The 22,274-nt window shown below is 69.4% G+C and carries 15 protein-coding genes; 3 read left to right on the forward strand and 12 right to left on the reverse strand.

Annotated features, from left to right (window positions below; translation table 11 throughout):
* The first annotated feature begins 71 nt into the window (after positions 1-71).
* Complete coding sequence (locus EV137_RS27200) at positions 72-473, forward strand: ester cyclase (protein ID WP_134131296.1); 402 nt, start codon at positions 72-74, stop codon at positions 471-473.
* Here EV137_RS27200 and EV137_RS27205 read toward each other — a convergent pair.
* Together EV137_RS27205 and EV137_RS27210 are read right to left on the reverse strand one after the other, a co-directional pair.
* Positions 444-1,271, reverse strand: a complete 828-nt coding sequence (locus tag EV137_RS27205; RefSeq protein ID WP_134131297.1) for a uracil-DNA glycosylase — start codon at positions 1,269-1,271, stop codon at positions 444-446. The two genes, EV137_RS27200 and EV137_RS27205, sit on opposite strands and share 30 nt — an antisense overlap.
* A gap of 73 nt (positions 1,272-1,344) precedes the next feature.
* Positions 1,345-2,772 carry an MFS transporter gene (locus tag EV137_RS27210; RefSeq protein ID WP_134006461.1) on the reverse strand — a complete coding sequence of 476 codons (1,428 nt, stop codon included), beginning with the start codon at positions 2,770-2,772 and terminating at the stop codon, positions 1,345-1,347.
* A 130-nt stretch (positions 2,773-2,902) separates the two neighbouring features.
* On the opposite strand from EV137_RS27210, the gene EV137_RS27215 reads away from it, so the two are divergent.
* A complete protein-coding gene (locus EV137_RS27215; RefSeq protein ID WP_130384234.1) occupies positions 2,903-3,478 on the forward strand; it encodes a TetR/AcrR family transcriptional regulator in 576 nt (191 codons plus the stop codon).
* Between the two features lie 170 nt (positions 3,479-3,648).
* On the opposite strand, the gene EV137_RS27220 is transcribed toward EV137_RS27215, so the two are convergent.
* From EV137_RS27220 to EV137_RS27245, 6 genes are read right to left on the reverse strand one after another with little or no spacing between them, the layout of a single operon-like run.
* Positions 3,649-4,581, reverse strand: coding sequence for a Ppx/GppA phosphatase family protein (locus EV137_RS27220; protein ID WP_238175584.1), 933 nt, complete (start codon positions 4,579-4,581; stop codon positions 3,649-3,651).
* On the reverse strand, positions 4,574-5,056 hold the full coding sequence (locus EV137_RS27225; RefSeq protein ID WP_134131298.1) for a DUF501 domain-containing protein: 483 nt from the start codon (positions 5,054-5,056) through the stop codon (positions 4,574-4,576). Before EV137_RS27225 ends, EV137_RS27220 begins: the two co-directional genes overlap by 8 nt.
* A 41-nt stretch (positions 5,057-5,097) precedes the next feature.
* Positions 5,098-5,706, reverse strand: coding sequence for an FtsB family cell division protein (locus EV137_RS27230; RefSeq protein ID WP_134131299.1), 609 nt, complete (start codon positions 5,704-5,706; stop codon positions 5,098-5,100).
* A gap of 27 nt (positions 5,707-5,733) precedes the next feature.
* Positions 5,734-7,014, reverse strand: coding sequence for a phosphopyruvate hydratase (eno, locus tag EV137_RS27235; protein WP_134006455.1), 1,281 nt, complete (start codon positions 7,012-7,014; stop codon positions 5,734-5,736).
* Between the two features lie 60 nt (positions 7,015-7,074).
* On the reverse strand, positions 7,075-7,599 hold the full coding sequence (locus EV137_RS27240) for an RNA 2'-phosphotransferase (RefSeq protein WP_134006453.1): 525 nt from the start codon (positions 7,597-7,599) through the stop codon (positions 7,075-7,077).
* A complete protein-coding gene (locus EV137_RS27245; protein WP_202871168.1) occupies positions 7,596-8,438 on the reverse strand; it encodes a LysR family transcriptional regulator in 843 nt (280 codons plus the stop codon). The genes EV137_RS27240 and EV137_RS27245 overlap by 4 nt, the downstream gene beginning before the upstream one ends.
* A 70-nt stretch (positions 8,439-8,508) precedes the next feature.
* Here EV137_RS27245 and EV137_RS27250 point away from each other — a divergent pair, with 70 nt between their 5' ends.
* Positions 8,509-8,973 carry a hypothetical protein gene (locus EV137_RS27250; protein ID WP_134131301.1) on the forward strand — a complete coding sequence of 155 codons (465 nt, stop codon included), beginning with the start codon at positions 8,509-8,511 and terminating at the stop codon, positions 8,971-8,973.
* On the opposite strand, the gene EV137_RS40755 is transcribed toward EV137_RS27250, so the two are convergent.
* The 4 genes from EV137_RS40755 to EV137_RS27265 form a co-directional block, all read right to left on the reverse strand.
* Complete coding sequence (locus tag EV137_RS40755) at positions 8,941-9,774, reverse strand: phosphotransferase enzyme family protein (RefSeq protein WP_166680028.1); 834 nt, start codon at positions 9,772-9,774, stop codon at positions 8,941-8,943. The genes EV137_RS27250 and EV137_RS40755 overlap by 33 nt on opposite strands.
* Positions 9,775-9,817: 43 nt before the next feature.
* Positions 9,818-20,452 (reverse strand): calcium-binding protein, encoded by a 10,635-nt coding sequence (locus EV137_RS27255; RefSeq protein WP_134131302.1) that lies wholly within the window; start codon positions 20,450-20,452, stop codon positions 9,818-9,820.
* 130 nt (positions 20,453-20,582) lie between these two features.
* Positions 20,583-21,593, reverse strand: coding sequence for a nucleoside triphosphate pyrophosphohydrolase (locus tag EV137_RS27260; RefSeq protein WP_134131303.1), 1,011 nt, complete (start codon positions 21,591-21,593; stop codon positions 20,583-20,585).
* A gap of 14 nt (positions 21,594-21,607) precedes the next feature.
* A complete protein-coding gene (locus tag EV137_RS27265) occupies positions 21,608-22,228 on the reverse strand; it encodes a SurA N-terminal domain-containing protein (RefSeq protein WP_134006442.1) in 621 nt (206 codons plus the stop codon).
* Positions 22,229-22,274: the final 46 nt, after the last annotated feature.

The raw sequence follows: 22,274 nt of genomic DNA on the forward strand, positions 1-22,274 counted from the left end.
TGGGCAGCTTCCAATACCTCGCGCGTCCAGGTCAACTCCGGTGCCGCGAGCCTGTGGACGACAATGGGCCAATGGGGCATGCGGAGTTCTACCGGCACTACATCGAGCGGTGCAACGAGCGTCGGTGGGAGGAGCTCGGTGCGTTCGTCGCGGAGAACGTGCAGGTCAACGGCACCGTTGAAGGCCTCGAGAGCTACATCGCAGGCCTGCGCGCGGTGATCCAGGCGTTTCCCGATTTCCGTTGGGAGATCCAGGAGCTTGTGGTCGACGGCGACGTACTCGCGGCTCGTTTGACCAACGTGGGCACGCACCATGGCACGTTCCTCGATGTACCGGCGACCGGGCGGCGGATCTCGACCACCGAGCTGGCGATGTACCACGTCGACGGTGGGAAGATCAGCGCCTGCTGGGGCGACCTTGGCTCCACCGTCCGCAACGAGTTGCTATCCGGAGAGGGTCTTCGCGCGGAGTAGAACGGCGTCGAGCATCCGCTCGGTGAGCTTGCCGGTGAACGTGTTCTGCTGGCTGGGGTGGAAACAGCCGAGGACGGTGACCTCGCCGTACGGGGTCGGGATCCGGTACTCGACCGCGTGGCCGAACTTCGGGCGCGGTCGCGGTACGTCGGCCCCGAGGGCGGTCAGCGCTGCGAGCAGAGCGTCGTACGCGAACTTGCCGAGGCAGACGATCGAGCTGGCGCTGGGGAGGGTGAGTTCGAGTTCGCGGCGGTACCAGGGAGCGCAGGTGTCGCGCTCCTCCGGGGTGGGTTTGTTGGCGGGCGGGGCGCAGCGGACGGCGGCGATCATTCGGGTGCCGATCAGGTGCAGGCCGTCGCCGGCGTGCTCGCTGGTTGCCTGGTTGGCGAGGCCGACGCGGTGCAGGCTCGCGAACAGCCAGTCGCCGGAGCGGTCGCCGGTGAACACGCGCCCGGTGCGGTTCCCGCCGTTCGCCGCGGGCGCCAGCCCGACGATCAGGATCCGCGGCTCGGCGACGCCCCATCCCGGGATCGGCCGTCCCCAGTACGGCTGATCCGCGAAGGACTTTCGCTTGCCGACAGCAACGTCTTCCCGCCATTCGACGAGCCGCGGACAGGCGCGGCAGACGGACACGCGGGCTTCCAGCTCCGCCAGCTCACCGGTCGCCGCGAGTTCGACCACCTCGCCCGCATCCCGCGCCACCGGAGTACGCCGTACCGCCGGGTCCTCGGGCCACCCGGCCCCTGGCGGCACCGGACTCTCGAACAACTCCCCGGTCAGCGGATGCGGAAGCTTCACCCACCCAGCCTAGACGTGAGGTTGGGGAGGGTTGTTGCCCGATTCGGCACAAAACCCTCCCCAAGCCCGCTGGTCAGGCGGCGAGCTGCTCCTCGGACGGTTGGGTGATGGGAGCTACCGACGTACGACGTGTGCCTGGGATGGCCAGGGCTAGTACGACGGCCGCGGCGGCGAACGCGGACAGGAGGAGGAACGTGTCCGTGAAGCCGGCCTCCGCGGGGAGCCCCGACGGCTGGATGTGGCCGGTGATGATGGAGCTGGCGAGGGCGGTGCCGATGGAGCCGCCGATGGTGCGGATGTTGGCGTTCATGCCGGTGGCCGCGCCGGTTTGCTCGCGCGGGACGTTCTGCACGATCAGGCTGGTCATCGCCGCGTAGGCGAGACCGAGTCCGACACCGAACAGGGCCGTCGAGAGCGCGACCTGCCACTGCGCATCGTGGAACTCGGCGAAGATCAGCGCCGCGACCAGGCTCAACGCCGACCCCGAAACGACCTGCGCCTTGGCGCCGAACCGCGGCGCGAGCGGGCCGCTCAAGGACCCGACGACCGCCATCGTCACCAGCATCGGCAACATCAGCAGCCCGGCCTTCGTCACGCTCGCACCGAACCCGAACCCGGCAGCCTTCGGGATCTGCAGGAACTGCGGAACGAACGCGTACACCGCGAACATCGCCGCCCCGAACAGCAGCGCCACGAGGTTCGTCGTCCACACCGCCGGACGGCGCATCATCCGCATGTCGATCAGCGGGTTCCGCGAGCGCAGTTCGACCGTGATCCAGCCGGCGAACAGTACGACGGCCAGCCCGAAGAGCCCCGTCGTACGCAACGAGCCCCAGCCCCACGACCGGCCCGTGCTCAGCGGGAGCAGCAGTGCGATCAGCCAGCCGGACAGGAACGCGGCGGCCAGCCAGTCGATCCGGCCGGGGACGCGGTTCGGTGACTCCGGGACATAGCGCCGTACCATCGCCGTCGACACCGCGACGACCGCCATCGGGATCCAGAACAGCCAGCGCCAGCCGAGCAATTCCACGATCGGGCCGGCCAGGACGATCCCCAGGCCGCCGCCGGCCGCGATGATGGCCGACACCACGCCGACCACGGACGGGACGCGCTCGGCCGGGAACTCGTCCCGGATGATCCCGAACGCCAATGGGAACACGGCTCCGCCGACACCCTGGAAGATGCGGGCGGCAATCAGTACGCCGATGTTCGGCGCGAGCGCGGCGACCAGGCAGCCGATCGCCAGGGCGGCCAGCGCGATGAACAGCGTGCGCTCCTTGCCGACCATGTCGCCGATCCGGCCGAGCAGCGGGGTCGCGACCGACACCGACAGCAGGAGTGCGGTGAACACCCAGGTGACCGTGCCGGGGGTGGTGTGCAGGTCGTGCTGGATGACGGGCAGCGCCGGGCTGACCAGCGACTGCAACATGGAGAAGGAGGCGACGACCGTGGCGAGGACCGCCAGGGTCACGCGAGGGTTTCCAGACCTGATGGCAGGCATGCAGAAGTCCTTCGAAAGGGGTTGGGACGCGCCAGAGCTTTGGGCGCGGATTCCCCGGCCTGGTAAAGTCGAGGTATGCCTCCACTATAGCGGAGGGCTGCCTCCGCTATCAACTGGCTAAGGTGAGCGAATGGTGACCGGTGAGAGCAGGCCCGCGTTGCGGGTCGACGTACGGCGGCCGCAGCGGGCGGATGCGCGGCGGAACTTCGACGCCCTGCTCGGCGCCGCCCGGGATGCGTTCGCGAGCAAAGGGGTCGACGCCTCGCTGGAGGACATCGCGCGCCAGGCCGGCGTCGGGATCGGGACGCTGTACCGGAACTTCCCGCACCGCCAGGACCTGCTGAACGCGGTCTACTTCGGCGAGATCGAGGAGCTGTGCATCGCGGCGGAGGAGGCGGCCGACCTGCCGCCGTGGGAGGCACTGACCACGTGGCTGCACCGCTTCGTCGGGTACGCCGCGACGAAGCGCGCGATCTGGGAGTCGCTGAACCGGGAGGCCGACAGCTTCAAGGCGGCCCGAGAGGCGATGTACGCCGCCGGTACGCCGCTGTTCGAACGTGCCCAGGCCGCGGGCGAGGCACGCAAGGACGTCTCCTTCGACGACCTGCTCCGCATGGTCAGCGGCCTCACCGCCGCCGGCTTCGTAGACCAGGCCCAACGCGACCGAGTCCTCACCATCGCCCTCGACGGCGTCCGCGCGCACTAACCGCCCGAACGGCGCGCCTGAGTTGCTCCGCGCCGTTAGCTCATCGGGGGGTGTTGTCGGCCGCCTTGGTGGTATGGGGAGCCGGCAAGCGGGGTAACTATGCGTCGCTGGGTGACGATTTCTTTCCCCGCCGAGGGTTGCGTCGGCCATTTGCGCACACGATTGGCGCCTCAGGCCAGGCTTGCTGCGACTCCGTCGAGGATGTCGTGTTCGGAGACTGTTAGTTCGGTGACGGGTAGGCGGTTGTAGAGGCGTTGGAGGATCAGGGCGCCGGCGCCGATCACGTCTACTCGGCCGGGGTGGATCGACGGTACGGCGGAGCGTTCTGCGCGGGTGGTGGTTGTCAGCCAGGTTGTCGCGGAGCGCAGTTGGTCCGTGGTGAGGCGAGCGTGGTGTACGGCGGTGCGGTCGTACTCGGCGAGGTTCAGCGCCACCGCGGCGACGGTGGTACAGGTGCCGGCGACTCCGATGAACGCGCGGGCCTCGTCCAGCGGGACCGTGGTCGCGTCCAGCAGGGCGTCGATGTCCTTGGCGATCGCCGCGAGTTCTGTTTCGGACGTTGGGTCGGTGGTGACGTGGCGTTCCGTGAGGCGGACGGAGCCGATGTCGAGGGATTCGGCCGCGATGACACCGGTTGCGTCGCCGAGGACCAGTTCGGTGGAGCCGCCGCCGATGTCGGCCACCAGGTACGGCGCCGGCAGGTCGAGCGAGGTGGTGGCGCCGCGGAAGCTGAGCTCGGCTTCTTCCGCACCGGAGATGATTTCCGGACGTACGCCGAGGCGCTCCTGGACGCCCGCGAAGAACGCATCCCGGTTGCTGACGTCGCGGGCGGCGGAGGTGGCGACGAAGCGGAGTCTGGTGACGTCGCTCGACTGGATGACGGAGGCGAAGTCCTCACAGGCGCTGAAGACGCGGGCGAGCGCCTCGGGGGCGAAGGCGCCGGTGGCGTCGACGCCCTGGCCGAGGCGCACGATGGTCATCCGGCGGTCTATCTCGACGAGGTGAGCGTCGACCAGATCCGCGATCAGCAGCCGAATCGAGTTAGTGCCACAGTCGATCGCAGCGACCCGCACCGCGCCGCCGGACGCGCTGCCCTCAGACACACGGGCCTCGGCGACCCCAGTCGTCCAACGCCTCCAGGGCCTCGTCGCCGAGCGGGTTCACGCCGGGCCCGGCCGCCAGCGAGTGGCCGGCCAGGACGTGCAGGCATTTGACCCGCGTCGGCATGCCGCCGGCGGTGATCCCGGCGATCTCCTCGACGTGCTCGATCGACTCCCGGTGCGCGAGGTACGACTCGTGGGCGGCGCGATACCGAGCAGCCAGGTCCTCGTCGTCAGCCAGACGGTCCGTCATTTCCTTCATCATGCCGGAGGCCTCGAGCGTGCCGATCGCGGACGCGAGCCGCGGGCACGTCACGTAGTACGTCGTGGGGAACGGCGTACCGTCCGGCAGTCGGGGCTCGGTCTCGACCACGTCGGGGAGGCCGCAACTGCACCGGTGCGCGATCGACCGGATGCCGCGGGCCGTCCGGCCGAGTTGTTTACTGACTGCTTCTTGGTCGGAAGGGCTGACGCTCACCTGGTCACCTTAGAGGTCGGGCGGCGCGCAGCAGGCGCCACCTATCCGCCCGACCTCTCGGGTGACGGTGTGATGATCGGCTTCGGGGTGGGCTTGGCGGGGGTCGGTGCCGCGGTCACCGGCGGCGTGCCGGCACCTTCGACGCTCCCCCACAGCTTCGTGTACCAGGTCGGCTTCTGCGTGTCCGTCGTACCGTCCGCCGGCGCCGACGGCTCGGGCGGGGCACCCACCGGCTTCCCGTCCGCGCCGATCACGCGGTACCCGACCTCACCGGGCATCACCCAGCCGAGCCGCTGCCGTGCCTGCGCCTTCACGTACGCGTCGTCGTCCCAGCGGGTGATCTCGTCGTTGAGCTCCGCGACCCGTTTCTCCCGGTCGCGGATCTCCTGCTGCAGCGCGTTGACCTGCTGGTGCTGGTCGAACCACACCCGCAGGCTCTGCGCGTAGGACACGATCAAGGCCCCGAGCACCAGCAGTACGACGGCCGCCCGTCCGGTCAGGTTGCGGGACCCGCGGGTCCGCGCCGGGTCCGCCTGGGTTCCCGTCGTACGCCGTTTCGGCTGGTCGCCCCGCCGGGCCGGTGGACGCGACTGGGTCCGGCTCGACGGACGCGAGCCGGGGCGTGCACCGGAATCCCGACGGGACGGCATACAGACGACCTCCTGATCAGGCCAGCGTCAGCCCTGGAAGCGCGGGAAGGCCGAGCGACCGGCGTACGTCGCCGCGTCGTCGAGCTCCTCCTCGATCCGGAGCAGCTGGTTGTACTTGGCGGTGCGGTCGGACCGGGCCGGGGCGCCGGACTTGATCTGGCCGCAGTTGGTCGCGACCGCGAGGTCGGCGATCGTGGTGTCCTCGGTCTCGCCGGAGCGGTGGCTCATCATGCAGGTGAAGCCGCTGCGGTGCGCCAGGTCGACGGCGTCCAGGGTCTCGGTCAGCGAGCCGATCTGGTTCACCTTGACCAGCAGGCTGTTCGCCGACTTCTCGTCGATACCGCGCTGCAGCCGCTCGACGTTGGTGACGAACAGGTCGTCGCCGACCAGCTGGATCTTGCTGCCGAGCTCACCGGTGATGGCCTTCCAGCCGTCCCAGTCCTCCTCGTTCAGCGGGTCCTCGATCGACACGATCGGGTACGACGCCACCAGGTCGGCGTAGTAGGCGATCATCTCGTCGGCCGACTTCTTGCCGCCCTCGAACGCGTACACGCCGTCGGTGAAGAACTCGCTCGCGGCCACGTCCATCGCCAGCGCGATGTCCTTGCCGAGCTGCAGGCCGGCCTTCTCGACCGCGACCGCGATCAGGTCCAGGGCGGCCCGGTTGCTGTCCAGGCTCGGCGCGAAACCGCCCTCGTCGCCGAGGCCGGTGGACAGGCCCCGCTCCTTCAGCACCGCCTTCAGGGCGTGGTAGACGCCCGCACCCTGCATGACGGCTTCGGCGTACGTCGCGGCGCCGATCGGGGCGATCATGAACTCCTGGACGTCGACGTTGCTGTCCGCGTGCGCGCCGCCGTTCAGGATGTTCATCATCGGCACCGGCAGGACGTGCGCGTTCGGGCCGCCGACGTACCGGAACAGCGGCAGGCCGGAACTCTCCGCGGCCGCCTTCGCGACGGCGAGGCTGACGCCGAGGATCGCGTTCGCGCCCAGCTTGGCCTTGTTCGGGGTGCCGTCCAGGTCGAGGAGCGCGCGGTCGATCAGGCGCTGCTCGTGGACGTCGTACCCGACGATCTCCTTGTCGATGTCCTCGAGGATCGCGGTGACGGCCTTCTGCACGCCCTTGCCGCCGTACCGGTCCTTGTCCCCGTCACGCAGTTCCACGGCCTCGAACTGGCCGGTGGAGGCACCGGACGGGACGGCTGCGCGGGCGATGGTGTCGTCGTCGAGCAGAACCTCGACCTCGACAGTGGGGTTGCCGCGCGAGTCGAGGATCTCGCGCGCGCCGACGGCCTCGATGGTGGCCACATTGACTCCCAAGTTCTCGATGACGAATCGCTGCTGAGCCTAGTCCCCAGACCAGCAAGCTCAGTGGACCGCGTCACACCTAACGATCGCATCCGCAGGTACCTCCCGCGTCAGTAACACTCCGTTGGGCGCCCGATACACCGCCAAATCCGCGCAATCCACGCCCAGCAAGACTTCTACGGAGGTACGACGACCCACGCGACTGTCCTTCGCCGGCGCCAGATGGACATGCGTACGCCGTCCCGCGCGCAAACCTTCCCGTTGAATCGCAGGCAATGCCTCGCGACTCGTCCCGTGCCACAGCAGATCGTCGGGGTACACGCGTTCCCAACTGTTCTCCAACGCTTCACGTGTCACGGGCATCCCCTCGAGGGAATGCCCCTGACACGCGCGGATCCGCTCCCCGTCGACCTGGAGCCGTTGCTTGTCGTTCTCCCGCACCGCGGCGTCCAGCCGCTCGCGGGTCAGTCCGAGAACCCGCAGTACGTCGGGGATCGCAGCCCACCCGTCAGCACTCATCGTGAGGCCGCGCTCACCCGCCGTATGGCGCAGCAGTTTGGAGAGCGTCCTGCTGTCGCGGCTCACGTCAGCGCCCTCCTCAGCCCATCCACCCTGTCGTCGCGTCCCGGTCGTGTGACGACGTAGTACCGGACCGGCGGCAGGTCCTTGACCGGGATCTTCCGGACGGCGCTCGTCGTACGGACCGAACCGTTCACGACCGCCGGCCCGATACCGAGACGCACGAACTGGACCAGCAGTTCCCACCCTTCCGCTTCCACCGCGACGGACCACCGGAGGCCCTGGTCGAGCATGCTCCGCTCCAACTGCTGCCGATGCGGACGATCCTTCGGCGGTACGACGAGCGCCTCGTCCTGCAGGTCCCTCAACCGGACGGTACGACGTCCCGCGAGGCGGTGATCGCTGCGCACGATGAGCGTTTGCGGGAACTGTGCGAGTAGTTCGCAGTCGAGATCGTCGGGCGGGATGCCCAGTGCGGTCACGCCGACGTCCGCCGTACCGCCCCGGACTGCAGTCAGCGTCTCGGCTGCGTCGCCGGTGAGCAGGCGGAGTTGGCGGCCGCGGGTGAGGTAGCGGCGGAGCGGATCAGCCAGTAGATAGAGGTACGACCCGGAGCCGGCGATCAGCACGAGCGGCCGCGGTGGAGCGGTATCCAGCGTGCGGAGGAAGTCAGCCGTGCGGTCGCGGGTGTCGTTGGCGAAGGCAGCCAGCCGTTCGCCCGCGTCGGTCAAGTGCAGCTGTCGTCCGTGCTTCACGTAGAGCTGCGTTCCGAGGCGGGCCTCCAACTTGCGGATGCGGGCGTGCAGCGCGGGCTGACTGACGTGCAACTCCTCGGCCGCACGCGTGAAGTTGCGGTGCCCAGCGAACACCGCGAACGCCTGCAGATCCTCCGCCACGAGATCCATCACCAGAAACTATAGCTATGTCGACAAGAACTAGTTCTGCTGGATAGTTGGTCGTGTCGACGATGGAGACATGAACAGATTGGGAATCGATATCGGACGCGTGATCATCGCCGGAGGGTCCGGCCCGGGCGACACGTCGTTCTTCTCCGGCGACACCACGGCCATGCTGCGAACCCCCGCCGTACCTGGTGCCTTTGCGGCGATCACGCGGCTCGTGCCTTTGTTCGGGGACGCGTGGCTGGTTTCGAAGTGTGGGCCGCGGGTGCAGGAGCGGTCGCTGGATTGGTTGCGCCATCACCGCTTCTTCGAGCGGACCGGAATCCCCGCGGCGAACGTGCGCTTCTGCCTTCGGCGGCCGGAGAAGGCGATCCACTGTGCTGAGCTCGGGATCACGCACTTCATCGATGACAAGGCGGACGTGATCGCCGCAATGACGTCGGTGGTGCCGTATCGCTATCTCTTCAAGGAGTGGGGGACGACGGAGGCCGCCGTACTGCGTGACCTACAGGTCGAACGAGCGGCGGGCGTCGGCTAGGCCCTTCAGGTTTTCGGTGGGGTCGGAGATGCCGGTCAGGATGTTGTTGGTGATGCGCCAGGCGAAGTAGCCGGCCTGGAGGGCGTAGCGCACGCGCAGGAACGTTGGCAGGCCGCGCTCGAGTTCGTCGGCCAGGTCGGGGCGTCGACGCAGGTACGCCGGGACCACCGGGTCGCCGTTGTACATCACGGCGGACGCGACGTCGTACAGGATCGGACCCTGCATCGCGCTGCCCCAGTCGATGAGGGCAACCTCGCCGTCATCCTGCTGCCGGAACGCTTCCGCGGCCGGATCCCCGTGCAGCCAGGCCCATGACACCGGCCCGAGCGCGACTGCGTCAGCGACGGCGCCCTCGACCACCGGGCGAATCCACGGCTCGAGATCCAGGCAATCCTCGAACGGCAGCAGGAACTGCAGCCAGTCGGCGACATCACCGCTGCCGACGGCGGCGGCCGAGTGCACGCGCCCGAGGAGGTCACCGATGGTCGCGTGATCCGCTACGGTCAACTGCACGCCGTCGATGTACTCCAGTACGGCGACCTGCCGCCCGTCGACGCGCTCGACCAACCGGCCGTGCTTGCTGGGACGCGGGCACCCGGTACGGATGCCGGCCTCATCAAGACGGAAAGCCAGCCCCAGACCGGGCTCGAACGCCGCGTCCGACGCGTCGACCGACTTGAGCACCAGCCTCCACTCACCACCGGACGCCAGCCAGACAGCCGAATTCATCCCACCCGTCAGCACCTCCAGGCGTGACGGCTTCAGGTTCCAGTGCTCCCGTAGTACCTCGGCGACGTCCACCCCGACCACCCTGCCAGTTGGGTGGTCGGGGTTGCAGCCGGTTTTACGGCGCGCAGGCGTTCGGGTCGTCGAAGTGGCCTGGGGTGGACGGGAAGGCCGGTCCGGAACCGTGTACCTGCAGGTCCGCCTGGTAGACGAGGGCGAGCTCGTCGTACGCCGACGTGCCCGCTGTGGTGACGTCCGTGGTGATCTGGCCCGCGCCGAGCGAGCCGGCCCAGCGCTGCAGGAAGTCCTGCATCGACGGGCTCCACTGCCGGACGTCGTTGTAGCCCCCGTACGCCGCGTTGCAGTGCGTGTAGAGGTTGTACGCGCCGGTCCAGTCGAGCATCCGGTCGCCCAGGTTCGGGCCGTTGTCCGCGACATCGCCTTGCAGGACGTCGCGGTCCCAGCCGCCGTACATCCAGTCGATACCTTGGTGGTGCTGGTTGTCCGCGACTCCAGCATCGGTCAGGTTCGTCATCTCGAACCACGAGCACGGATCCACGGTCACCGCGTTCTTGCCGTTGCCGAATGTCTGCGGCCACGGGTTCGCCGTACAGGTCGTCGACCCCGGTACACCGTACGTCCCGCGCGGGTGCCAGTCGATGATGTCCGACCCCAGTGCGCCGGTGTCAGGTGTCACCGACGGACCCGACGTGGCGCCCTTGCCACCGAGCAGGTAGTCGACCATGCGATCGTTCGTACCCCGGGCGTTCGGGTCGAAGACACCGCTTGTCCGGCAGTCCGGGGTAGCTGCGTCCACCGAAGCGTCGCATCCCTTGCCACCCCAGAGCAGGTCGGCCCCGTCGTCGCCGAAGACAATGTCGCCGCCGCTGTCACCGTTCGCCAGGTCGTCGCCGAACCCGCCGTGCACCGAGTCGTGGTCGTCCCCACCACGCAGGCGGTCGTCGCCGCCCTCGAGGTCGCCCCGGTGCGGCATTGCGGTCGCGGTGCCGCTCGCTGCGAAGACGTCGCCGTTGACGTCGTGCTGCAGGTCGACCTTGCGGGTCACCGAGCCGGCCAGGAATCCCTCGTAGTGGATCTGCGGGACCTGGTTCTGATCGACGACGAAGTGGTTCGAGCCGTTCTGGAACGTGTCGACGACGCCACCGCGGTCGCCGAGCATCGCGTCCTCGCCCGATTCGCCCCACAGCCGGTCGTTACCCAGCTCGCCGTACATGTCGTCGTCGTTGCGGGCGCCGGCGCTCAACGTCCCGCCGTCGCCGGCACCGGCCGTGGAGCCGGTGTCGCCGTACATCAGGTCGTCGCCGTCCTGGCCGTACATGGTGTCCTCGCCGATACCGCCCCAGAGCTGATCGTTGCCCGAGGCACCGGCTGCTTCGCAGGTGGCCTGCGCCGTCGTACAGAACCTGGTCGACGCGCCACCCACTCCGTGCCGGACGTACGCCGCGTCCGCCGGGATCTGCGACGGGTTGTAGCGGCCCGTGTAGATCCGGTTCGTCAGCGGCAGGCTGACCGTGGCGAGATCGTCGCCAAGGGCAACCGGTTTGCCGGTCTGGTCGACCACGTCGCGGACCGCGGTGCCGTTGTCACCGAGCACGAAGTCCGCCGCGCCGTCGCCGTGCACGTCGTCGCCGGTGTCCCGGAACGTCGCCAGCGAACTGCCGCCGATCAGGTCGTCCTGCCCGTGCGGCGCGCCGAGGTCGCCGAGCGCCGCCGGACCCGACGCACTGCCGGGCCAGGCCGGTACGGCCCCGGGGATCGCGATACCGGCCTCGGCCAGCGTGCGGTCGCCGTACTCCGTGTCGTGCCCGCCGTTGCCCTCCGCGTAGTCGTCGCCGGCGCCGCCGGAGATCGCGTCGTCGCCGTCCTGGCCGAACGCCACGTCCACGCCACCGCCGCCCGACAACTGGTCGCCGCCGGCCACCGCGCGCGTCGGCGCGCCGAGGAACCCGTTGCTCCACGACAGGTCGAGCAACCGCAGCGATCGCTGCGCCTCGAACCTCCCGTCGCTGCCGACCCGCAGCAGGTACGGCGACGGCGTACCGACCCGGGTGGTCACCGCGTTGTCTCCGGTGATCACGTCGTCGCCGAGACCACCGAAGACCGCGTCGCTGACGTCGGGCTGGCCCTGCGTGGTATTCGCGGTGTCCGCGCCGAAGATCGTCGAACTGCCGCCGATCAGGTCGTCGGACCCGGCGTTGCCCTCGACCCAGTCGCGGCCGGGCCCGCCCTCGGAGTAGTCGGCGTCGTCGTTGCCCTTCAGGCGGTCGTTGCCGCCCTGACCGAGGATCGCGTCGCATCCCCCGTCACCCGTGACGTCGTCGCCGCCCGAGGTGTTCGCCACCGGGCTGTCACCGAGGTCGTACGGCTGGATGCTGCGCTCGGCCATCTGGCCGGCCGCGTCGGTGTTCGCCCGGCCCTGCGTGATCGGGCTCTTCGCGATCCCGGCGTCTCGGGTCAGCAGGCCGTTGTCACCGAGTACGACGTCGGCGTCGTCACCACCGGAGATCGTGTCGCCGGAGTCCAGCTGGCCGGCGGTCGCCTGCCCGCTGCCGCTCTCGACGTACGACGAACCACCGGCCAGATCGTCCTGCCCGGCGTCGCCGTACACGAAGTCCGCGGCCTGGTCACCTTCCGCGTAATCGTTGCCTGCGGCGCCGTGAATGGTGTCGCCACCGTCCTGTCCGTAGACGACGTCGTTCTCGGCGCCACCGTCGACGGCGTCCGCACCCGAGTTGGCCGCGGCCGGGCTGTACCCGAGATCGAACAGTACGACGTGCCGCCCGAACGACAGGCCCCGCCCGCGAGTGACCGGGTCGCCGCTGTCCGGCCCGACAGTGTCGGTGATGGACGCGTTGTCGCCGGCGATCACGTCGTCGTTGCCACCACCTGAGATCGCGTCCCCGGTGTCCGGGTAGCCGGCCGCGTGCTTCGCAGCCGGGTCACCCGGAGTCTGGTGGCTGCCGCCGATCAGGTCGTCGGCACCCGCCTCGCCGTACACGTGGTCGGCACCCGGGTTGCCTTCGGCATCGTCGTTGCCGGTGCCGCCGAAGACCTGGTCGTCGTCCAGGCCGCCGAACAGCGTGTCGTCGTCGGTGCCGCCGTACACCGTGTCCGGACCGCCCCGCGACGCATCGCTGCTGCCCAGGTCGAACACCGGTCCGCTCGTCGCGGACGGGTCGCCGTTGTCGCCGATGATCTTGTCGGTGCCGATGTCGCCCCGAATGATGTCGCCGCGCGCCGCGGACTCACCGGCGGGGGTGGCCGCCGCATCGTTGCGACCGGCCGTGGTGGTACCGCCGATCAGTACGTCGTTGTCCTCGCCGCCGAACAGGGTGTCCGCGCCCGCGTTGCCCTGCACGTGGTCGGCCCCGCCGTTCCCGTACGCCGTGTCGTTCCCGAGGTTCCCGTACAGGTGGTCGTCCTCGGAGTCACCCTGGAGAACATCGTTGCCGCTGCCACCGAGAACGGTGTCCGGGCCGGAACCGCCGTACGCGTGGTCGTCGCCGCCCTCGGCGCAGACCAGGTCACCGGAACCCGCCGTGAACGCCCAGTCGTTGCCGCCACCGGCCTGGACCGTGTCGACCCCGTTGCCGCCGAGGATCAGGTCGGCGTCGTCGTAGTTGGCCGGGTCCGTCTCGTTGCCCGCGTCGCGCGGATGCTCCGCGGGCGGGTCGGACGGATCGGGTCCCGGACTCGCGCAGGTGTCCGGCGTCGCCGTACCCGGGATGGTCGAGTGGTCGCCGTAGATCGTCGATTCACCGTCACCGCCGTAGATGCGGTCCCGGCCACCGCCGCCGACCAGCGTCTTCTTCGACGCCGGGTTCGGATCCGGCAGCGGGGTCACCCGGTAGGCGCCCGCGCCCAGCTGGTCGGTCACGGTGTTGCCGGTGTCCACGGACGACGGCTGCGCGATCACGTAGTCGTCGCCGCGGCCACCGTAGATCTCGTCGGCACCGTCCGCGCCGACCAGGACGTCGTTGCCGCCCAGGCCGAACAGGTGGTCGACCGTTCCAGTAGCGGAGTGACCGATGACGAAGTCGGTGGAGTTCGAACCCCAGACCCAGTCGGTGCCCTTTCCGGTGTCGACGTGGTTGACGTCGGTGTGCCGGACATGCGGGTCCTCGGTCGCCTCCTTCTTGTTCAACGGGTCGTTCGGGTCGTACTTGTCCCCTGCTCCGGCGTTGTCCTGGTCGTGCGCACTCGGTACGTCGCCGGTGTAGATGGTGTCGTTGCCGCTGCCACCGGACACCGAGTCAGCTCCGGCGCCGCCGACCATCAGAACGCCCGCGGAGCTGAGGCCCTTGGGGTCCTGGCCCGGCGTACCCAGCAGCGGGCTGTCCGCCGCGACCGCGAGGTTGTCGTCTCCGGCACCGCCGTACGCCTCGCTCTTGCCCAGCCCGAGGACGACGGTGTCGTTGCCCGCCTCCGACTCCGACGGCGTGACCTTCTCGGCCAGCTTCGCGGACTGGACCGCGGCGACGTCGACCACGTCGGCGAACGGGACCGGGTCGACCTGGCCCTTGCCGGTCGCCGGCGAGGCGAGCGCGAGTGAGGTCTTGGCCGCGCTCAGATGACCGTCGCCCGCCACCACGTCGATGTCGTTGCCGACCGTGATGCGGTCCGCGCCACCGTTGCCGGCCACCACAACACCCGGTACGGCGGCGTTGCCGAGCTTCGGCCGGTCGCCGGTCGTGATGGTGTCGTCGCCGCCACCGCCGTCCACGAACGCCGGCCCGCTGCCGGTCCGGATCACGTCGGCGTTGCTGCCGCCGTACACGATCGCCTTCGCGGTGAAGTCGGTATTCGCGTCCTTGCCCTGCAGCAGGACCTTGAGCTGACCGCCGTACTTGCGTCCGTCCAGGACGACCGTGGTGATGCCCCCGAACGTCTGGGTGATGCCCAGTGCCTGCACGGTCATCGTCGTACCGGCCTGGCGGACGACCCAGGTCTCGTCGGCGTTGCCGGCGTTCCACAGGTCGTCGCCGCGGGCGGTCCCGGTGCCCAGCTTGCCGGCGAACAGGTACAGCACGCCGTCCTTCGTACCGCCGAGCCGTGGTGGTGGCGGTGTGCAGTTCGGGCTGATCGAGAAGTCGAGCAACTTGATGTTCACCAGAGTGAAGTCGAACGACACCGAGAACGGCGAGAAGCCGATCGTGATGAACACCTTGAGGAACAGCGACAGCTCGCCGCCCACGTTGAACAGGCAGATCGGATTCTTCAGGGCCGTGGCGAGGAACTCGCTGAACCGGAACTTCCCGTCGTTGTTCGGATCGTTCCAGGTGAAGTTCACGGTCAGCGCGATACCGCCGACCACACCGGCCTTGATGATGACCGCGCTGACCTCCGCACCGGCCGCCAGCTCGCCGCGGAAGGTGATCACCGGGATCGGCGCGCCCTTCTCGTCGACCGTGACGAAGAACAGGCTGTTCAGGATCTGCACCGGCTTGCCGGTCTCGACCGCCTGCCGGATGCCGTACGTGTCGAAGCCGGCCACCACGTGCAGGCTCACCGACGCGCTGCCAGAGATCACCACAAGCACCGGCGGCGGCGCATACACCGGGCCGAACGACTCGCTCATCGAGAAGTTCACCGACAGGGTGCTGCTGTCGAACTGCGCCAGCGTCGCATCACCACCGGCGATCAGGCTGAACAGCTGCCGCGGGTCCTTCAGTGCGGGGAAGGTGATGCCCGGACCGCTGTCCTTGTCCGACAGCTGCGCCTTGTCCGGATCGAGGCTCTTGTTCAGGTCACCGATGATCGAGGCCGGTTTGCCGTTGCCGATCACGGCGCCGTCCTTGTCCTTGACCTCGCCGATCAGTCCGTCTGCCGACGCCGGGGAGGTCGCTGTGTTCTGCACCTTGTCCCCGAGCAGCTTGAACGAGCCGAGCTTGATGCCGCCGGCACTGCTCAGCGATTGCAGCGCGTCGGACAGGCGCTTCACCGTCGTGATGATGTCGGTGACGGTCTTGACGCTCTGGTAGCCGGAGCCGAACGCCTGCGCGAGGGTGAGGATCGTGACGTCGCCGCCGCCGGCCAGGTGGGACAGGTCGCTGAGCACCGGGATCGGTGCGGTGATCGTGTCCAGGATCGGCTGGACCGGCTTCAGCGTGCTGACGATGTCGTCGACGATCGGCTTGATCGTGCTGGACAGGAACGCGCCCGGATCCACCGTGACGTCGTCGAACTCGAGCGTGCTGATCCCGATCTGGTCGGGCGCCGAACCGTTCCACGCCGCGGCGAACTTGAAGGTCGCCGTCAGCCCCGGCAGGAGGCGGGTGGTGTCACCGGCCAGGCCGGTGTCGACACCGATGTCGAGGTCGAGCTTGGCCTTGAGCGACGGGTGGAACAGGCTCGCCGGATTCGATCCGAGCAGGCTCGCCAACGGCAGGTGTCCGCCCGGGCCGCCCTGGAGATCGATCGAGAACAGCGCCGCCAGCTGACTCGCGCCCGGCTTGTTGTTCGTCAGCTTCACCTGCAGGAAGGCCAACTGGGCGTCCAGCTCGGCCGGCAGCTTGATCGCCGCACCGACCTGAAGCTCATCCTTCGGCGCGGTCTCCAGCAAGACGCCCTTGGTCTTGTCCAAGGTGATCGTCAGGTTGAGCTTCCAGCCCACCTTCGCCTGGATGCCCTTGGCGATGCTGCCGTCGTCGTTCTTCTTGGCGTGCAGGGCGAGGCCGGGCAGGCCGAGGTCCAGCGGCAGGTCGGCCGTCGGGCACACGTCGGAGCCGTCGTCGGCGCATCCGTCGTCTCCGACCTTTCCGGTGGAGCCGAAGTTCGCGTTCAGCGTGACGCTCTGGATCTCGCTCGCGGTCTCCGGGCCGGCGCAAGGTCCTCCGGAGCACTCGCCCGTCACCCCGACCGGTCCCTTTGTCAGCGACTTCAGCGGCTCGGCCGCGAACGCGTTCTGCAGCGCCGTCTTGAGTTCGGCGAACGTCGTGTAGCCGCCGACACCGTTGACGCCGTCGGACAGGCTCTTCTGCAGCTGACCGAGGAAGTCCTTGCCTGCCTGCAGGTCCTTGCCGATCAGCGGCACCTTGCCACCGGCACTGGCCAGGTCGAGCGCGCTCTTGGAGTTGTCGAGGTACTTCGTCAGACCGTCGGCGAGCGGTTTCAGGCTGATGGTGTTGGCGGCCAGTGCTGCGTCGAGGCCTGGCAGCGCGGACAGTCGCGGTCCGCCGCCGAAGTCCGGGGTGAGCGCCAGCGCCTCGGCCGGGCTCGAAGCACTCTGCGGAAGCCGGAGCGTCATGGTGTCGAGGACGGCAGCGTCGCCGTGCTTGTGCAGCGGGATCCGCGCGCACAGCGACATCGGTTCCGAACTCGAAACGCCCGTACACGTCTGCGCCGCCGTGCCGCCGTTCAGCGTCGTCGCACTGAGACCCGTCCACCAGGCACCGAGCGGGCCCGCCGGGCCCTTGGCGGCCAGCGCCAGGTCGCCCGCAACCTGCAGGCCGGTGTCGTCGCCGGCGTTCCCGAGGTCAACCGGCAGCGCGCCGACGGAACCGGTGAGCTGCGCGGGCGGCGTACTGACCTTGGCGCGTGCCGACACCGTCGAGCTCGGGTCGATCGTCAGCTCGGTGGCCGGGCCGGCGAGACCGGCCTCGTCGAGCGGGATGTTCAGCTTCGCGACGGTTTCGCCGCTCGCGTCGATGTCGAGGGCGCCGCCAACGGTGTTGCCGGACAGGTCGACCGCTCCGCTGCCCGGCAGCGTGACGTGCAGACTCGCCGGAGCTCGGGTGTGGAACGCGCGCTTCCAGTCGATCGTCAGGTGCAGGATCTTGGTGGCGGTGTCGACGGTGAACGACACGTCGCTGCCGTTGCCGAGCCGCTTCTCCAGATCGGCGAGCAGCGCGCCGAGGTCGGGCGGCTGCAACGCGGTCAGGGCGTCGACAGCCCACAGCAGCTCGTCGCCGATCCGGTATTCCGTACCGGTCGCCGGCGCGGCGGCCGGTGGCGCCGCCAGCTTCAGGGTGTGCCCGTCCGGGGTGACACCGGCGACCGGGAACTGGGCGCTGCCGACGAACACGCGGCGGCCGACGTAGCGGTTCGCGTCGAACGTCCGCGTCGCGTCGGTCAGCTCCAGGAAGCCGGCGTCGATCGCGTACGCCGCGGTGCCCCGCTCGCGGTCGACCATCAACTGGCCGAAACTCGTTCCCAGCAAGGGGATCTGGGTATCGAGACCGCCCGCGGCCGGTGCCGTCGACATCTGGGTCGACAGCGCAGACAGGTCCGCCAGCAGGATGCCGAACAGTGCGTTCGCGTAGGCGTCCTTGGCGTCCGGCTTGACGTCCAGCGGCACCAGCTTCGCGAGATCGCCCGCGGCGTCGGTCACCGTCGGCGTCGCCGGAGTACTGGCCACGTCGGCGTCCAGCGTCGCCACTCCCGGCGTACCGTCGTCGTGGAAGTACGTCGTCGTACCGGCGACGTCGAGCAGCTTCAGGTCACCGTGAGCGCGGGCGATCGTCGCGGCGGGCAGGCCGGTGAGTACCTGGTCGGGATTGTCGCGGGCGCCGTCGAACAACTGGCCGACCGGGACCGGCGTGCCCGTTCCCTTCAGCGTGAGCTGCTGGATCGGACCCGGCGTACCGGTCTTCGCGCACGCGGCGTCGTACCCGGTCGTCGGGCAGAGCGCGATCGTGCCGCCGATGCGCACCGGTACGTAGCCGACCGCGGCGGTCAGGTCTACCGGTGTGCGGAGCTTCGTCGACGCGGTCAGGATCTGGCCGCCGGTGGCGAGCATGATCCGGTCGGCGCGCACCGGGAGCTCGGTCACGACCCGCTGCGGGCCGTTGCCGTCGGCACCGGTCTTCTCGACGTACGGGCAGGCCTTGCCGTCGGTGTTCAACGGCTTGCAGGCGTCCAGGGTCGCGGCCGGCTGCAGGTCGAGGACGACCGGGAGCGTCAGGTTGTAGTCGGACGTGATGGTGGCCTGCGGGCGGACCGCGTTGGCGTCACGGAGGTGGGACTTGTCCTTCAGCACGTTCGCGAGCTCGACGTTGCCGGCCTTGGAGTTGCCGGCCGCGATCGAGTACCCGGTCTTGCCGTCACCGTTCGTCGGCGTACCGCCTGTCCACCACGAGGCGGGGACCGGCGTACCCAGCGGTGCCGGGTCGAGGACGATCGCGTGTTTGTCGGCGCCGCCGACGCTCTTGATCGCGGCCGTGTGGCTGCCGACCGTGATCTGCCGTCCGGTCAGGCCGTCGACGAACGCCGGGTCCTTCGTACGCAGCGCGTTCCAGTCCTTGCTGCTGTCCGTCAGCTGCGTGGGTCCGTACGTCACGCCGTCCGGGCCGCCGGACAACAGGTCCGCGACCGGATCCGCCGGTTGGTCGGACGGCTTGCGCTGCACGCCGATGGTGAACTCGAGCCGCGGGTGCAGAGGATCGGTGGCGCTGAACGCCGCACCGCTGATCGCCACCGTGTAGACGGAATTCGACTGGCCCGCCAGCTTCTCGAGGAACTGCTGCACCGACGCGAAGTCCGGTACGCCGGTCGCGCCCGGCGTCGACGGCTTCGTCACGTGGTCGATGAGGAACTGCTGCAACGCCTCGGTGGCCGGCACGACGTCGGCGACCGTGCCGTGCAGGAAGGGCAGGTCGACGTCGACCGTGGACCCGGTCGGGCGCGCGTGCTGGAGCTTCGTCAGCGTGCTGATCAGCTGGTTGACGCCCTGCGCGAGGTCGAACGGTGTGAGCATCTCGAACGCCGCCACCGGATCCAGCTCGTGATCGGGGTACTCCACGGCCGGTTCGCCCGCGGCCGGGTCACTCGGGCCGACCGTGACGTCCACCTCGACACCGGGCAGCCCGGTGATCGCCGACGAGGGCCGGGGCACGATGTGCAGCACGCCGGACAGGCTGCCGCCCGGTACCAGCGCCACCGTCGTCAGGCCCGCGGCGGCACCCTGGGCACCGAGCTCGCTGTTCTGCTGCCCGACGGAGAGCCGCCCGTCGTTGTTCGGGTCGCGGATCGTGGCCTTGATCGTCACGTCTTCCGCGTAGGTGCTGGTGTCCTTCAACGTGACACCGAGGATGCCGATCGCGGCGTCCACCGCGGGCAGGGTTCCCTCCGCGTTCGGCGGCGCCGGCTTGACCAGCTGTACGCCGTTCACGCGCAGGGTGACGGCCGGGTCCGCGTCCAGCCATGACGACTTCGCGGTGTCGTCGTAGTTGACGACAAAGGTCGCGGTGAACGTCAGCGTGGCCTGCAGACCCGACGCCGACGTGAAGTCGAACGGCTTCGTCTTGCTCGACACCCGGATGCCGGTCGTGACCGTGCGGGTGACCAGCGCGGTCAGCTTCACCCGCGTGATCGAATCGTCCGGCAACTGCGCAGCAGTCCACTTCACGTGCCGCTTGGGCCCACTGTCCGTTGCGTAGTCGGAGTCGGTCGCGTTGAACGCGTCCACGAGGGCGCCGACGGACGCCGCCCCGGCGTACCCGTCGACCTCACCGAGCCCGCCCTGCAGGAGGTTGCGCAGCCCGATCGCGGCGTCGCTGCCCGGTTCGAGCGTCAGGCCGTTCAGCTGCTTGCCGAAGGCACCGACCGTGGCGAGGTCGGTGACCAGGTCCTCCAGTCCCCGCGCGCCCGGCCCGCCGGTGAGCGCCGCGCGGATCCCGTCGACCGCGGGATCGGCGAGCGGACCGGCGGACGCCGGCGGCGCGACCAGCACGGAGGTGCCGAGAACGAGTGTCGTCACCGCTGCGACGGCGCGCCTGCCCTGACGTGTACGCATCACGAAGCCCCCACCCCTCGCGATCTGGATGGCGCGGCACCCCCGCCGCGCTGCTCGACCCCCCAGTCGCGTCGCTACCAGACGGTAGACCTAGGTACGTGTCTGTGGCAACAAGTTCACGGTGTGTAATTCAGCTGGGAGTCTCGGCCGCGCGGATCTCGGTCATCAACTGGTTGAGGGCGGCGCGGAGGGCCTGTTCGGCGTCGACGTTCAGGGCGCGGGCCTCGTGCACGAGGCCGAGGAGTTGCTGCCCGATCCGGTCGGCGTCGCTCGAGGGCTCGGGCAGGGCGGGCTCGGCGGGGAGGACCTTGCCGGCGCGGCCGAGGACCTTGTCGGCGAGGGCGAGGGCGGGCAGGGCGAGCGGGATGCCTTCGAGGACCGAGGAGCGCTGCTTCTCGGTGGCCTTGATCGCTTCCCAGTTGGCCTCGACCGCGGCGACGTCCGTGGCGTCCACAGTGCCGAAAACGTGCGGGTGGCGGCGAATCAGCTTCTCGACGATGCCGCCGGCCACGTCGTCGATCGTGAACCCTTCGTCGGGGTCCTCCTCGGCGATCCGCGAGTTCAGCGCGACCTGAAGGAGCAGGTCGCCCAGTTCCTCACGGAGATGGCTGCGATCGCCGGTGTCGAGCGCCTCGAGGGTCTCGTACGTCTCTTCGAGCAGGTACTTGGCCAGGCTCTCGTGCGTCTCCTGCTGCGTCCACGGGCAGTCCCGCCGGATCCGGTCCATCACGCGGACCAGGTCGATCAGCCTGGCTCCGGGTACGTCGTACGAGCCGTGCTGGATCTCCACCTCGTACGCCGGGCGCGGGTCACGCGCCACCTGATCGGCGACGACGCGCAGCAGACCCGGCTCGCCGTCGTCGCCGACGAGCCAAGCGACGTCGCGGCCGGCCTCGACCGCGGACGACAACCAGGTCCAGTGCTCGCCGATACCGCCCTCGACCTGAGTGACAGCAAGCCCGGACCCGACAACCGCCTGTACGTCGGAGCGCAACACGTGGCCGTCAGCGCCCGACGCGGCGCCGATCTCGTCGGCGTCGGTCAGGGACTGCCAGGCCGCCCGCGTGAGCAGGCCCGGCGCCACCCGTGGGCTGGTCAGCAGGACAGTGATCCGGCCGGAGCCCTCACGTACGTCGGTCACCGGGCTCGGCTGTCTCAGCCCTGGCCTTGCTGCTGGGCGGCCTCGGCTGCCTTGCGCTTGGCCTCGGTCTGGTCGGACTCCTTGGACAGCGACCCGGAGATCGCCGTGTCGAGCCGGCCGTCGCTCCACTGACCGAAGCGCGGCGCGACCGTGACCTTGATGTCCTTGGAGGCGGCGTTCAGGGCCTGCAGGCCCTCCTGCGCCTTCTGCTGACCGTCCGTGTCGTGGATGCCCTTACCGCCGGCGAGCTTGATCGTGACGATCAGTGTCGCGGCGAGGTTGTCCAGGAAGGCGCGGGACGCCGGATCGGCCTGCAGCTTCTGGTACGCCTCGGGGCTCGGCGCGACGGCATTCTTGGCCGCGTCGGCGATCTCCGCGTCGGTGACCGGGATCGCCTTCTGCTTCCCGACCTGCGCCGCCAGCTCGTTGCTGACCATCCCGTTCAGCGCGGCCTGGTCCGGGTAGGCCTCACCCAGCGCCGCGCCGACAGCGCGCGAGGTCTTGTCGACGTCGCCGATGCTGATCTCGGTGTCACCGATCACCGCCGCCGCGCCCGGGTGGGTACCCGCCGCACAGCCGCCGGTCAGCAGCACCGTCGCCACCACCGCACCGAGAGCCCGAAGCCGTGTGCTCACCGAATCTCCTCGCAAATCGCCATGTTGTTCTGCCCGCCCCGCCGCC

Source organism: Kribbella pratensis, assembly GCF_004366075.1.
Classification (GTDB): domain Bacteria; phylum Actinomycetota; class Actinomycetes; order Propionibacteriales; family Kribbellaceae; genus Kribbella; species Kribbella pratensis.